Raw genomic sequence first — 14,630 nt, forward strand, 5'->3', positions numbered from 1 at the left:
TGCTTATATCATACAAAAAATCTAAGGATATAAATATTTTTCTATTGCATAGTAATTACTTAAAGATATAAGGGGCTTTGATTATGTGTGCAAACTATGAGCCGATATCAAAAGACCGGGTACATCTGCTAGATCTCTTCGAACCTACTTTCGAATATAAAGCGGATGTTTACCCGGGTTATGACTGCCCTCTTATTTTTTCTCAAGATGGCCACATCGAATGGCGCCAAGTAAAGTTCGGTATGATTCCACCATGGAACCACGACCTTAAATTCTCAAAGTATACGTATAACGCTAGAACTGAAACGGTAGATAAAAAGCCGAGCTTCCGACATGCATGGGCTAAAAGCCAGTTTGCTTTAATACCTGTTGAAAAGATCTATGAACCAAGATATGTGAATGGCAAAGCTGAACGTTGGGGAATATATCGCGAAGATGGACTACCTTTTACGGTAGCCGCTATTTACGACTCTACTGTGATTAATGGCCAACAGGTGAGATCAATGTCGATGCTGACTATTAATGCGGATAACCACCCTTTCATGAGTCAATTCCATAAACCAGAAGATGAAAAGAGATCAGTCATCGTCATTCCAGAAGAGTATCGTGAAGATTGGTTGAACTGTAAAAAAGAAGATGCTGAGCAATTTTTCTTTGAAATGCCCTTAGGTGAATTTACTGCTGACTACTTTCCTAAACAGAAAATTCGATAAAAGCCGCCTGTTTACACAAACGGCTTTAGATTTTCTTACAAGATAGTAAATTAACGAATCACAAAATCAGCGATCTGAACTAAATCAGCTAAGATCCCGATTAAATGAAAGCATACGAATTTCAAGACTTTAAGTCCTAACATTACATTTCGCCTGTATTGCGGCGTCAAAATTCGCTGTTTGAATTTTTTTTAAAACAATGTCACTATATTCAAAATTGAATACGGTTTAAGACTTCGTTTTAAATTTCGTTGAAAATTAAATTAAACAGTGTTTAAAAACGCGCTTGTTTAAATTCGCTGCTCTCTTTCGTCCTCGACCAAAATTTCGAAAGTGAGCAGCCCCTCCTAATGTTTTTATTCCTAGTCAAAAAAATCAACGAACAAATTCTCTTGCCAAAAATACATTAGTTATTTAGACAGCAAGCTATCTCTTTGTATTTTTAAGCTTATAGCACTCGCCATAGCAGATCAATCTTGACTTTTTAGTAATTTTTTATCTGTATGATTTGATGAGAGATAGCATAGCAAAGCTATTAAAAAACGCTTATTGATAGCTTTGTGGATAACTCAAAAATCAATAACTTAGATATAGGTTCTTCTAGAAGTGACTCATTTTGTTATAATTTTTTTGTTACTTTCTTCACCCTAAATTCCAAGTTTACAAAGTAATTTAATTTGAAGAATTTCCGACCAAACGCACAATGAAGCGCGACAAGTTACGACTAGTCATTATTTATCCACAACTTTTTAAATTTGAAATTTAACTAAGCTCTAGCATATCATCTTGAATATGTTACAAATTCAAGTTAGGGGATATTCTATGAGCGAAATTGCACCATCCATCATCCAGATAAAACCGTATTTACAAGGTGCTGTTTTATCTGAAGCCTTGTTAATCAAGCAAGTTGTTCCCTCAACTCACCTGCTTGTCCCTTACGCTCTAGAAAAAATTTCCGCTGGCTTCCCCTCTCCTGCACAAGACTATATAGACAAAGCGCTCGATATGAACGAGCACTTAATAAAAAATGAAACCGCTACGTTTATTGTGAAAGTTGCTTCGCTATCGATGCTCAACGCTGGAATTGATATTGATGACGAACTAATTGTCGATCGTAGCCTTGACGCGAAACATGGCGATATTGTTGTAGCACTAATAGATAACGATTTCACCGTTAAGCGATTAATGATTGAAGAGTCTAGGAAATGGCTTAAAGCTGAAAACCCTGAGTATAAAAATATTTATTTAATGGATGGCCAAGAATTAATTATCTGGGGCGTTGTTACCTGCATCATTAAAATGATTAGAAACTAATGAAACATGAGAACAAAGTCTTTTTCTTGATTGACGTCAATAACATGTATGTTTCATGCGAAAGAGTCTTTGACCCAAGTTTGAACAATAAGCCTGTAATAGTTCTATCTAACAATGATGGTTGTGCCGTTGCTCGCAGCAATGAATCAAAAGCGTTAGGCATTAAAATGGGTGTTCCCCTATTTCAGATCAAAGATATTGTTCAGCAAAACAAGGTAATAGTACTTTCAAGCAATTATGCAATGTATGCAGAAATGTCGAGACGTTTTCATACGATCCTTGGTTCATACGTAACGGATGAAGAAGTTGAGCCATACTCGATTGATGAGTGCTTTGTTGATTTTTCTGCTTATGAAAAAAATTTCGATCTTGAAAAGGTCGGGCAACAAATGCGGCAGCAAATATGGAAATGGCTCGGTTTACCAGTATGTGTTGGAATCGGAAGAAGTAAAACAGAATCTAAGATTGCTAATCACATTGCTAAAAAGAATCCCGGTTTTAACAGTGTGTGCGATCTGGTATCTATGGATCCGTGCAATAAAGAATATTATTTCTCATCAATTGAAGTATCTGAAGTTTGGGGCGTTGGTCGTAAGCACTCTAAAAAGCTTCAATCGATGGGTATTAATACAGTGCTTGATCTAGCTTGTGCTGAGCCTCGAGAGATGCAAAAGAAATTTTCAATTGTGATGGCAAGAACCATTTATGAGCTACAAGGCATCTCATGCATTGAGATAGAGCACACCCCTCCCTCAAAAAAGCAAATAGTTGCAAGCCGATCTTTCGGTGGTCGCGTAACTGAGTTAACGGATTTAAAAGAAGCTATCTCAATGTATGCTCAAGATGCTTGCAAGCGATTGAGGGATGAAGGTCTTTTATGCGGTTGCATGATTGCTTTTGTTCAATCAAATCCATTTGATCCTAACGTGCCGTTTTACAATAAATCTATTACAGGCTCTTTTTCAGAACCAACGGACTGCGCTATTGATTTTGCAAACGCTGCGACAAGGATGGTGGCTGAAATCTATAAGGAAGGGATTAAATATAAGAAGTGCGGTGTTGTGCTGACAGGACTTGAGCCCAAAACTGGCCATACCTATGACCTCTTAACCGACTTTGAGCACATAGAGAAAAAGGAATGTTTGATGAAAGCTATGGATGGTATCCATAGTAAGTTTGGAAAGAAAAAGATTGGTATAGGTCCGTGCTTTGTGCCAAATCGAAACTGGTCGATGTCTCGGGATAAATTGAGTAGAAATCCATTTCGGTGGGATGAGTTGCTATTGATAACGAAATGAGAAAAGATTTGCACTTATAAAATTATTTTTACCGATTCTGAGCACATGTTTGCTCAAAATTTAATTTTTACCTTCATCTATAATTGATTACATAAGCTTTGTATTCTACAAAAAATTAATATGGGTAATTAGTGTGTCTACTACACTAACTACCCGAAGTACTTAGAATCTAATCAAAGTTTGATAAGTAAGAAAAGCAAAGAAATAAGCAAGTCCAAATAAGTAAGTCGCCATAATAACCGGCTGTTTCCAGCTACCAGTTTCACGGCGAATCGTCGCTAATGTTGCAAGACAATGTGGTGCAAAAATGTACCAAACTAATAATGACATCCCCGTAGCTAGCCCCCAGCCATCAGGACCTGAAATTTGACTCAATAATGTTTGAGTTACAGTATCCTCATCTCCTGACATAGCATAAATCACACCTAAAGCAGCAATTACAACTTCCCTTGCAGCCATAGCAGGAATTAATGCAATACAGATTTCCCAAGTAAAGCCAATAGGTGCAAATATAGGTTGAATAATATGTCCAAGTTGCCCAGCTAAACTATAGTTGATAGCAGGCATTGTGGCATGTTCAGGAGGTTGAGGGAATGTCACCAACACCCAAAGCAATATAGATAATGCTACGATAATGCCACCAACCCTTTTTAAAAAGATCGTAGCTCGATCATAAAGTCCTAATGCAACATTTCGAATATCTGGTAATCGGTAAGTAGGCAACTCAAAGATAAAAATACTTTCTGTTTTATCTTTTCTAACTAGTTTCAAAAATAAAGAAACACATAGTGCTGAAACAATGCCAGCCATATAAAGTCCAAAAAGAACTAAACCTTGTAGACTCAACCAACCATAAACTAATTTGTTTGGAATGAATGCCGCAATAAGTAAAGCATAAACAGGTAATCTTGCAGAACAAGTCATTAATGGCGCAATCATAATGGTTGCTAGACGATCTCTTTCTGAACTAATGCTTCGTGTGGCCATGACACCAGGAATTGCACAGGCAAAACTAGACAATAATGGAATAAAGGAACGTCCACTTAAACCAGCTTTGGACATCAACTTATCGAGAAGAAAAGCTGCCCGTGGCAAATAACCTGATTCTTCTAAAATTAAAATAAAGAAGAATAGAATAAGGATCTGCGGCATATAAGCCAAAACACTACCCGATCCAGCGATCACACCATCAACAATAAGACTTCTAAGTAATGGATGAGTAATGAGCGGGCCAATTGTATCGCCTAACCAAGCAATTGCATTCTCAATTAATGAGATAAAAGGTTGTGCCCAAATAAATACGGCTTGGAACATGATAAACATGGTAAGCGTTAGGATGACTAAACCAAGTACAGGGTGTAAGAAAATTCTGTCCAAGAAAGCTGTTCTTGCGTCGCCGTTATCATTTTTTAAAATTACCTGTTTAGTAATATTTTTAATCTGATCAAAATGATTCAGATCAGAATGATAAGGAGTGACAAATAGATTTTTTTTATCTAATTGATTTAGTAGATCCTGCACGCCTTTAGTTTTAACAGCAACAGCCTCGATAACTGGGATACCCAACAATTCTGAAAGCTTATTAATATCTATTGAAATACCACGTTTTTTGACTTCATCCATCATATTTAAAACAAGAAGCATTGGTCGATTCAATGCCCTTATTTCAAGTACAAGGCTTAAATGTAAATGTAAATTCGTTGCATCAACCACACATATATATATATCAGGTAAAACCTCACCCTCTAGCTCACCTAAGCATACAGCCCTTGTTACCTCTTCATCTAGACTCGTAGGCTTTAAGCTATATGTACCGGGCAAATCTAAAACACGAACTGATTCACCAGAAGGTAGTTTAAAGAAACCTTCTTTCCGCTCAACAGTAACACCAGCATAATTAGCTACTTTTTGACGAGTGCCTGTTAGAGTATTAAAGAGAGATGTTTTCCCACAATTTGGGTTACCAATAAGTGCAATATTTTTACTGTTCATTTGAAACAATCTCTACAAAAATTCGTTCAGCTTCATTCTTTCTTAACGCAAATCGAGAAGTTTCAATTTGAACCAATACTGGATCACCACCGAAAATCCCCTTAGCTAGAACTTGTAAAGTTTCACCAATTCTGAAACCTAATAATTCAAGTCGTTCGAGAACTGGATCATTTTTATCTGAATATTGGTTACCTTTTTTTAGGTCAACAATTTTGACAAATTCATTTGGTTTAACTTGGAATAAATTCATTTTTACGACTCTTATTTCAATGCCAAAATTTTTCGAGCACCGTTAAGTACGAAAAGTGAAACAATTATTCCTATAACAAGATCTGGGTATGCGGAACCTGTCAAAGCAACAAGGAAGCCAGCAATAATTACACCTAGATTCACAATCACATCATTAGCTGAGAAAATCCAGCTTGCTTTCATATGTGCTCCACCATCTTTATGCCCAGAAATTAGGTAAAGACAGGCAACATTCGCAATCAGTGCAAAAAAGCCAATTACAATCATTAATAAAGATTCAGGCTCACTACCTAATATAAAACGTCTAATTACATCGACAATTACAGTTATAGCTAGGAATAATTGAATCCAACCCGCAAAATGGGCTGCTTTAACCTGGTACTTTGCAGCTTTCCCTACAGCGTAAAGTGCAATCCCATAAACAGCAGCATCTGCAAACATATCAAGAGAATCTGCGATTAACCCTGTAGATGCTGCAATTAGGCCACTAATAAACTCAATAACGAAAAGTGCAGCATTAATTGCTAAAAGAATCTTTAAAACTTTTGCTTGTTCAGACGAATCTATTTTTTCAGGAATTTGACCGACAGATGCAACAGTACTTTCTAGTTTGGCACCAAAACCAAGTGCCTCAAGCTTGCTAGTAATGTCTTTAAGGCCATCATTATGAAAAACTTTCAATTTCCTATTAGGTAAATCAAATGCTAGCCCTCTGACTTCATTCACTGAAGATAATGCCATTCGAACCATCTGCTCCTCAGCAGAGCAATCCATTTTCGGGATGACAAATGTGCTTGTTTCATTACTATTAGTTTGGGATTCAACCGTATCTGTTTTATCTAGTTTGGAACCAAACCCTAAGCCATCAAGAGTTTTGGAAATCTCACTGACTTCACCGCTGTGTAATACTTTTAAATTCCTATTAGGTAAATCAAAATATAACTGCTCTACATTTTCATTGCTTGATAATGCCATTCTGACCATTTGCTCCTCTGCGGAACAATCCATTTTCGGAATAGAAAAGTAACTCAAAAATTTATTAGATTGGTTCGTAGGAGAATTACCCAATAGGCTCTCTGATTGACAGGGTGAATTGCAAGTTTCAACGGTAGTTTCACAGCTTCCTTTATCGCAGCAATCGGTTTTTTTCTCTTCCAGTTGAACAACCACTTTTTCTTCTTTTTCATTACTGGAACAGCCGCAGCCACTACTTTCACATGAAGTCAAAGGCTTAACTCCATTTGTCTCATTGCTCATTTTTTGGTTGCCATTAACTATAAATAATTTATAGTATTAGACACCCTATAGTTACTATAGAGTCAAGTGATTAGGTAGTTAGAATGAGTCTAAAAATTGGTGAATTATCTCGATTAACTGGATGCCCAGTCGTTACAATCAGATTTTACGAAAAAGAAGGTTTATTAGCTGAACCAGAGAGAACTGAAGGTAACTATAGAATTTACAACAAGACTCATTTAGAACGACTTCAATTCATTCTAAATTGTAGATTATTAAACATGAATTTAGATGAAATACAGTCTTTAATCAGCTTCAAAATGAAACCATGTGGTGACTGTAGTTCAGTAAATTTATTGATAGATAAGCATATTCTTCAATTAGAAGAAAATATTCAAAAACAAATGCAATTGAAACAACAACTCTCAAACTTAAGAGGAAAATGTTCTGGTTCTAATGATATTGATTCATGTGAAGTTTTGAAAGGACTCACTAAAGAGATATTAGCAAGCAATTAAAATTTAAAATATAAAGCTGTATAAAAGCCCTCCTCAGAGGGCTTTTATACAAACACCTACCTTTACATTACTATTGATCGTATGAGCTGTGCATCCCGAAAACAGAATACACAGCAATAAAACCTTAAACATCGATCGGCACCATATCGACCGTTTGCCCTGCTAACTCATGATGACAATCTGATAAGAATTGAATTTTTCCATCAGTCAAGAATAAGTGGCAGCGGCTTGCTGGATAATGGTCATTAACAAGTAATGAGGGGGTAAAAGTTGGCTTTTCAACATCCCCGTTAAAATTCCAGATGCTGCCATTATGATGTGCGCGCTCTTTAACATGAAAAGGGTGTAAATACTTACATCCTGGGCACTTAAACATATAGATGCCACTGCTCCAGTATTCTAAAAATGGCGTGAGCTGAGTTACTGCTTCTGCTTGAGTCATTTAAATCACCACTCGATTAGCAATCCAGCCATAGAAAAATTGTTCCTGACTTGGATTACGCTCACAGATTTCAATGTAACGTTGGCCTTGCATAATATTTAGAACCCGCACCAGGACTTTCTCTCCTTCTTTACCTCTTTTTGATAGATAAACTTTGAGAGCATTTAGAGTGGCGGTTCCATAAATTCCGTCGACCGCAAGATCTGGCCAACCTGCTTTTCCCTGGTTATTAAGTAGGTTTAACGCGCGCTGTAAAAGAGGTTTAGCAAAGCTGGGACCACAATTTACTCCAGTGTCTAGTAACTCCTCTGCTACTGCAGAAGAAACGGCATTAACCTGGTCAAAATGGGGAGCTGTCCAATAGTTTTTGCGATAAATAGACTTGGCCACACCAAGCGGTAAATCCTTCATGTTCCCTTTAAATCCGTTTGCTCGAGCAACTGCTTCAGTAATACCGTATTTGGTTGCCCCTCCTCGATCCGCAGGATTATTTACATACCCGCCCTCACGTTTAATCAACTCTTCAAGATATTGCTCGATGTTCATTTCACTTTTCCTCAGATAATAAAAAACCTCGCTAATGCGAGGTTTCAGGATTTTAAAAATTTATTTAGCTAAGAAGCTTTTCTACATTCTTTTCAATTAATTGTTTGCTTTGATTGTTAAGTAAATAAAAGTAACCAATCAATCCGAAGAATACTGCAGCATAAAGAATGACAATCCATATATACTTAAATACGTTTTCAAATAACATATGGTTCATCATATCCACATCAAGATTGATTCCAAAGTTATGTATATATCGACTTAAGAATAAGGCAACACAGTAAATCAATACAGGAACAGCAAGAATCCCTGTCCAGACATTGATCTTATTTTTCTTAAGCTCAAGTTTTTCAAACTCAGTTTCACCAAAATATTTTTCAACCTCGACGACCTGTTTATTCAAATCATCTTTTAGTGATATTGGTAATCTCTTGTCCTTAATATGATATTGAACATCCTTCAATATTTCTGCATTCTCTAACGTTTCACCTAAAATTCTTAAATTTCCCATAAAAACCATAATTAAATCAGTAAAACCAAGGATTTTAGGACAAATAATATGCTCGAAATCACTTTTTAACATAAAAGTAATAAATTGAGTTTTGATAAAAACCGCCCGAAGGCGGCATTAACTGTTTTCGATATCATTTCTGGCTTTCTTAACTTCTTTGATTACTTCAATAATCGTCTTTCCTTCCTGCTTATTTATAAAGTTAAAGGTCCAGCGGACTAAAGCCCAACCAGGAATACCGCAAACGAAGAAGAAACCACCGAGTGCCATCATTCCCCAAACATCAGTAATCCATTCATGAAGGCCCCACTTCACAATAATGAATGAGCCGCCCGCCAGACTTGATACAACAGTACAAATCAATCCTACGGCCCACTCTTGTGGTGACCGTGGCATACGAGTCATTAATACAACTGCTGCAACTAAAGCGACAGCTAAAGTCACCATAATTGCTGCACCATAAAATTTTAAAATTGCTGTTACACCACTAGTGGAAACTGGTTCCATTTATTTCTCCAGAAATAGAAAAACCGCTAGAAAGCGGTAGTTGTTCGTTGTCCAATCCATCATTGGACCGACAATAAAAAAGCACCCGAAAAGGATGCTCTAAGTTCTTTCAAAGTATTAAAGGGTTTGTAAGATTTTCCCTCCATTGATCAATTTAGTTGTGAGTGGTGCTACTCCAACAATTGCAGTACCGCCCGCTCCAGGCTGTCCTTCTGTTGTTCCATGGTAATTCCAGTTCGAAGTTCCACTATTTGTCGACTTGGTACCGCGCTGGCCCCAGCCTCCTCCATCGCCAGATAAAGGTGATACATAGCGGTCATTTTGAGTGCGGTATCCCTTACCCGGTATCACAGCTTCGGCATCTGTGACTTTTACAACCATCAAATACCCACCATTCAAATACCAACGCCAGTCCTGAGTATCATTGTAGATCGGCTGCCCTGTCATCACTCGGCCGAATGGTGCACCAGCTCCACCAGGAACACCCTGCACTCCATAACCTAGCTCGGTATAGATACCACTTGGTGTAGCCCCACCTCCAGAGCCACCTCGAGCCAAAGTACCTCCATCAATAATCAGATTCAATTTACTGTGACGATTCATTAACCCAGGTGCTCCTTGGAATCCATCACGGCGTGTTTTGGCAAAGTTATAATCGGAATCACTTGACCATGCACCAAAGGCCAAATGTGGTAAACCACCATCACCACCTCGACCAACCACAGATCCTTTAATCGTAAGATTTACAGTAAGACCAGGAGGGAATTCTCCTGTATCAATGGCTGGAAATTCAGGAGCAGCTGGAACAATAAACTCCTGTTTGGCTGGACTAGAATTATAGTCAAACTTATAAACCATTCGTGTTTCTGGCCGAAGTGAACTGGAACTCGAAACCAAAGCACCAGCTTCAACAATAAAGCTAATTTCTCCAGTCGTTGGCAAGTCACCTCTTTGCATCTGATATAGCCGTGCAAGATTAATATCTAGCTGGTCATAACGGATGTAAATCGGAGAATTATCAATTGGTACATCAATAAAGTCCTTGTCGTTAAGGTAATACCGAACATCGTAATTTACTGCTGTAACGGTATTTGAAAACTTATCAACCGGATCCTTTTTTGCGACCAGATAAGGTAATGAATCTTTTGTATCGTCATTAACAACTGTATAGATCGTATTCACAAAATCATCAGCACTCAGCTTTAAAGCACTATTTGGCAAACGTCCTAAAACTACTTTGTTCTTAGCAGATCCAGCAGTAATAGGAAGTAAATCAACGGTACCATCTCCCATTTGCAAATAAATCACGTAGCTCTTGCCAGCTATGAAATCAACATCATGGCTTAGAGTGAGAATTAAACCCTCTTGTTTAACCACATCACCACTTTGATGGATGCCATTACGATAATCAGCTACGGCAATACGGTCACGTAAAACAAGTAACTCAGATTCAGGAGCAGCATCAAAGGTAATGGATTTGCGCTGAAAGCGTAGTTTATTCCAGAGGCGGTACGCATTAAAACGGGCTTGCCATTTATTGCGCACACCTACTGACTTCACTTCTTTGGGGTTCTTGGCTCCCTTATCCGGAAGATAGATATTGATGCGGGTGTCGTCGGCCGGATCCGTATATTCATAGACCAAGCCATCATAGTCATCCATCATGCCTAGCGTTAGATCATGTTTATAACTATCTGGAATGATATTCCTGAAGTTAAACAGTAATACCGAATTATCAGTTGGCCGTTCAAAATAGATCTTTAGCTTGTTGTTCTGACGATATGCCGTACAAAACACTGCATCACAAAGATTGGTAACCAGCTCTTCAAATGAAAGATTGGTGTCATCAATAGTGGTACAGAACTCGGCTGCTAAGGGTGTACCGAAGTAATCGACAATATCGTTATAAGTACGATAGATGTTTTCAATATCAATCTCGTCGATCGTACGGCGGCCAATCTTGTCATCGAGCGCCATCGAAACCAGTGCATCTGCAAAGCTTGAAGTTGGAAACAATTCAGTCGTCATTGCTCCATTTTTATAAGTTGGCAACATCCGCTGAAGGTCAAAATTGATCTTGCGCGACTTAACAGATAAAGCCCCAGTCGTTGCATATGTACGTGCACGAAAAACCGTTTCATATTCATACATCGTGCTTTGCAGCGGAAATGCACCATATAACGCTTGCCACTTCACCTCATCAACAACTGTTGTCACTGCTGGGGTTGGAGTTAAACGTCGAGCACGTACGCTACAACGCCCCTGAAATGTGACCATATCCAGCGTTGTACCAACCGTCTGGCGTGATTTCGCAGAGCCTTTAAGAATGATCTGTTTCAACATTGGATTACCAATAGCTGCTCCAGACTCATTCACTGGAGTTACTTCAACTTCAATTGTGACATTTACAGCTGCCTGATTGCCTCCTGAAGAGACTGTATAAAGCCCATTATTCGCGACAAAATTAAAGATGACACGATTACGTTCAATGTTGTCCAGGATAAAGGGGCCAATCCACTTCTCACCAATGGATGAAAGCTTAGGAGAAGCAGCAGCCGTTTGCTGGTTAGTGAGTGCTTTTACCTTTAGCCAGTTTGGATTTACTGCTGCTGGGTTAGACAAAGCCATCCGATCATCGGCAACTGATAAGACGCTATAAGTACCGTTTAAATCGTATGTTTGCCCGTTATAAGTAAAAGAAGCATTAGTGATTTCAATACGGTCATTACTGACAAACTTAGTTGTTAAATCGGTATTATTAGCCGCTGCTCTAAGGATCTCGTTTGGATAAGCAAAATGAAGATAATTGGTGCCTTCCAGACTTTGAGTGTCCGCAGGTCGCAAGATCTGACCATTCACTGAGTTTTGGTGCTGAACAGTTAAAGGCGGCGTAGTAATTTCGCTACCGAGGGAAAAATAAGGCTGTCCAGATACGATATCTACACCTGGTCGAAAGGCCTCTACCGACGCACCTGCAATATCAACAATATTGGTTTCACCATCGTAAGCGCCTTTGATGTGATAGTGACCACGCCCAATACAGCCAACAAGATGTTCGACTTCGACGTTGTTCTCATAGACCTTATAAGGAACTGCAATTAAATCAGGCGTATCCCAAGCTGCACCATAAATATCAGCAATACGTCCATTCACTCGCATTTTGTTTTCGCGGTTTGAAAGTTCATTATTTGCTGATGAGGATTGGTTGTTATTCTGAGTGGTTTGGGCAATTGACGGCGCGGGCATTAAAAATGCAATCGCCACACTTAAGACAATAGAAACGATAGCAGCAATAAGCGCAGGCATACCTTTCGGGTTTTCAATCACAATGAAAGTGCCAGGTAAGAAATCAAGCTGCTTTAAGTCGTGAGCATTCTTAGGTGTAACTTCATTGGCAAAAGAGATCTCAGCATGATCCATATTGCTTGAAGTGTGAAAAATACGGACATGCTCAGGTAAGTATTCATATTTTGAAGTAAGCCATTGCCCGATAGTTTCGGCATGCTCTATTGTCTTCTCTTCAGACAAAGGATCCTGTTTATAAATAATCTTAATCATAGTAACTGACCCGACTAAACCCCATTGCTTTAATGACGTCTTCAGCTAAATAAGTGACTCCACTCTCCATCAGGTGTAAAACCTTCTGCCCACGAAAAAGCCCCACATGCGGGGGCTTATTTCTTTGTCTTGGATGGAATGCGACTATGCATCCCTCCTTGGGCATGGGCAGCGGATTTAAGAGTTTTAATCGTGAGACTTTAAATTCGATATGGCCTTTAGGTTGCATGAACAAATCTAAAGCTTCGCTCCGGTCTACTCCGTATAGATCCAAAGCGGCTTCATGTGCAAAGTGAACACAATTGTATCGCTCTTCGTCATATTGCTTATCAAGTAAATGATCATGACTTTTCATACAGCCCCCTTCAGTCCACTAAAACGATCCAATGAGAAAATGTCACCAGTTTTAGAAGTATTTAAACGAGGTGATTCAGCTTTAAAAGTCACAGCTTTATGGTTCATTGAAACACCTGCAAGTTGTAGGCCTAGTAAATAATGGATTGGTGTATTCAAGTTATCTGAACTATAAAGGCGGTAATTAACAGTAGGTTTCACATCTGCAAACTGGCCTTCCAGCACTCGCTCAAACTCATCCGGCAATATATCGCCAAGACCTGAAACTGAAACAGTTAAAGTCTGGTCCAGATCACCTAACATTCCGGATCTTTGAATCGTTAATGGTAAATATTCATAATAGAACTGGCCTGACCCTTCTTTGTGCTGTACATAGACACCTCGATCATCATTACGAACAACACGATAAGTATTTAGAAATGATGGGTGTGATAACTCAATACACTCCAGTTGATAGATATCAACTTTACGATTGAGAAAGAACTTGGCGTATTCGTTGTCCATTAGACCTCCCAATCTTTGATCAATGCTGCATCAGCTGTTAGGTTCGGCTGGTTCTGAACAACCTCAATCTGAGCTGTTACCCGGTAAAGATTTCCATTTACCTCATTTGTCTTGAATGACTCAGGGATGAAGTTGCATTGGTATTGCTGACGCGTCCCCTGATCAATGACCAAATCAGCATAAAATGAAGCTGGCTTATTTTGGTAAAGTCGCCAAAAAGCCATCATTTTATTGAAATCGGTTTTACTTAAATTCCAGTTCACATCGACAATGTGGCTATTACGTTTTACATCGATGTAATAGCGCCCTCGCCCTCCATCCATCTGTTGGCGTTTCACATCATCACCCGGTGTTACGCCATAGCCATTTGTTTGAGGATTTAGCTTTAACTTGTACATAACTTTCCTTCAGGCAATAAAAAACCGCCCGAAGGCGGTACCAAAAGATAAAAACTATTTATTAATCATCGTCTTTATCTTTCCTAACAGCTTTAATTATTTCGGGTAATTTCCATGCAAGAATGCATAAAATTGCTGCGAGTAAATAAAATATTGACGACCATATAGATAAACTTGATGTCATTTTGATCAATCCTGTAATTGCTATGATATAATCAGTCATATAGAGATTTCTCCTTAACTATCGCTGGTTGAGTTGAATTGAAAACCTCAGTGCGCCAACACTGGGGTTTTTGCTTTTCTGATCATAGAAAACTTGGTTCGGGGTTTCCTCCGGCCCTATTTCCATAAATTAAAAAAAGCCACCCGAGGGCAGCTCATTAATTGTAAGTAGCTTCTAAAGTTGAAAAAAGATATGTAGGTGCTGTGGTGTCAACAGCTCTTCTTCCTTATACCTGTTACTTTAAAAGTTATTAACAGGGTTTAAAAC

The 14,630-nt window shown here is 38.6% G+C and carries 16 protein-coding genes; 4 read left to right on the forward strand and 12 right to left on the reverse strand.

Annotated features, from left to right (window positions below; genetic code table 11):
• The first annotated feature begins 83 nt into the window (after positions 1-83).
• The 3 genes from K6I41_RS13720 (at position 84) to K6I41_RS13730 (ending at position 3,325) form a co-directional block, all read left to right on the forward strand.
• Positions 84-713: an SOS response-associated peptidase gene (locus K6I41_RS13720; protein WP_250374583.1), complete on the forward strand. Its 630-nt coding sequence runs from the start codon at positions 84-86 to the stop codon at positions 711-713.
• Positions 714-1,535: 822 nt separating this feature from the next.
• Complete coding sequence (locus K6I41_RS13725) at positions 1,536-2,027, forward strand: LexA family protein (RefSeq protein ID WP_250374584.1); 492 nt, start codon at positions 1,536-1,538, stop codon at positions 2,025-2,027.
• Positions 2,027-3,325, forward strand: a complete 1,299-nt coding sequence (locus K6I41_RS13730; RefSeq protein WP_250374585.1) for a Y-family DNA polymerase — start codon at positions 2,027-2,029, stop codon at positions 3,323-3,325. Before K6I41_RS13725 ends, K6I41_RS13730 begins: the two co-directional genes overlap by 1 nt.
• A gap of 162 nt (positions 3,326-3,487) precedes the next feature.
• Here K6I41_RS13730 and feoB read toward each other — a convergent pair whose 3' ends face one another.
• From feoB to K6I41_RS13745, 3 genes are read right to left on the reverse strand one after another with little or no spacing between them, the layout of a single operon-like run.
• The gene (feoB, locus tag K6I41_RS13735) at positions 3,488-5,317 is read right to left on the reverse strand and encodes a ferrous iron transporter B (protein WP_250374586.1); all 1,830 of its coding nucleotides are present in this window, start codon (positions 5,315-5,317) and stop codon (positions 3,488-3,490) included.
• Entirely contained in the window at positions 5,307-5,567 is a 261-nt protein-coding gene (locus tag K6I41_RS13740) for a FeoA family protein (protein ID WP_250374587.1), read from the reverse strand. The genes feoB and K6I41_RS13740 overlap by 11 nt, the downstream gene beginning before the upstream one ends.
• Positions 5,568-5,578: 11 nt before the next feature.
• Positions 5,579-6,823, reverse strand: a complete 1,245-nt coding sequence (locus K6I41_RS13745) for a cation diffusion facilitator family transporter (protein WP_250374588.1) — start codon at positions 6,821-6,823, stop codon at positions 5,579-5,581.
• 83 nt (positions 6,824-6,906) lie between these two features.
• Between K6I41_RS13745 and cadR the strand changes: the two genes are divergently transcribed.
• Entirely contained in the window at positions 6,907-7,320 is a 414-nt protein-coding gene (gene cadR / locus K6I41_RS13750) for a Cd(II)/Pb(II)-responsive transcriptional regulator (RefSeq protein ID WP_024435721.1), read from the forward strand.
• A 124-nt stretch (positions 7,321-7,444) separates the two neighbouring features.
• On the opposite strand, the gene K6I41_RS13755 is transcribed toward cadR, so the two are convergent.
• The 9 genes from K6I41_RS13755 to K6I41_RS13795 all read right to left on the reverse strand — a co-directional run bounded on the left by K6I41_RS13755 (position 7,445) and on the right by K6I41_RS13795 (position 14,363).
• Positions 7,445-7,762, reverse strand: a complete 318-nt coding sequence (locus tag K6I41_RS13755) for a ubiquitination-like system serine protease family protein (RefSeq protein WP_250374589.1) — start codon at positions 7,760-7,762, stop codon at positions 7,445-7,447.
• Positions 7,763-8,308 carry a glycoside hydrolase family 108 protein gene (locus tag K6I41_RS13760; RefSeq protein ID WP_250374590.1) on the reverse strand — a complete coding sequence of 182 codons (546 nt, stop codon included), beginning with the start codon at positions 8,306-8,308 and terminating at the stop codon, positions 7,763-7,765. It abuts the gene before it with no gap.
• 64 nt (positions 8,309-8,372) lie between these two features.
• The gene (locus K6I41_RS13765) at positions 8,373-8,819 is read right to left on the reverse strand and encodes a DUF6097 family protein (RefSeq protein WP_250375788.1); all 447 of its coding nucleotides are present in this window, start codon (positions 8,817-8,819) and stop codon (positions 8,373-8,375) included.
• Between the two features lie 117 nt (positions 8,820-8,936).
• Positions 8,937-9,326 carry a hypothetical protein gene (locus K6I41_RS13770; RefSeq protein ID WP_250374591.1) on the reverse strand — a complete coding sequence of 130 codons (390 nt, stop codon included), beginning with the start codon at positions 9,324-9,326 and terminating at the stop codon, positions 8,937-8,939.
• A gap of 117 nt (positions 9,327-9,443) precedes the next feature.
• A complete protein-coding gene (locus tag K6I41_RS13775) occupies positions 9,444-12,884 on the reverse strand; it encodes a host specificity factor TipJ family phage tail protein (protein ID WP_250374592.1) in 3,441 nt (1,146 codons plus the stop codon).
• Complete coding sequence (locus tag K6I41_RS13780) at positions 12,877-13,239, reverse strand: hypothetical protein (RefSeq protein WP_250374593.1); 363 nt, start codon at positions 13,237-13,239, stop codon at positions 12,877-12,879. Before K6I41_RS13780 ends, K6I41_RS13775 begins: the two co-directional genes overlap by 8 nt.
• A complete protein-coding gene (locus K6I41_RS13785; protein ID WP_032063835.1) occupies positions 13,236-13,742 on the reverse strand; it encodes a DUF1833 family protein in 507 nt (168 codons plus the stop codon). The genes K6I41_RS13780 and K6I41_RS13785 overlap by 4 nt, the downstream gene beginning before the upstream one ends.
• Positions 13,742-14,140 (reverse strand): hypothetical protein, encoded by a 399-nt coding sequence (locus tag K6I41_RS13790; protein ID WP_250374594.1) that lies wholly within the window; start codon positions 14,138-14,140, stop codon positions 13,742-13,744. The genes K6I41_RS13785 and K6I41_RS13790 overlap by 1 nt, the downstream gene beginning before the upstream one ends.
• A gap of 61 nt (positions 14,141-14,201) precedes the next feature.
• Positions 14,202-14,363, reverse strand: coding sequence for a hypothetical protein (locus K6I41_RS13795; protein ID WP_199968891.1), 162 nt, complete (start codon positions 14,361-14,363; stop codon positions 14,202-14,204).
• Positions 14,364-14,630: the final 267 nt, after the last annotated feature.

This window comes from Acinetobacter sp. AS23 (assembly GCF_023612055.1).
In the GTDB taxonomy this organism is placed as follows: domain Bacteria; phylum Pseudomonadota; class Gammaproteobacteria; order Pseudomonadales; family Moraxellaceae; genus Acinetobacter; species Acinetobacter oleivorans.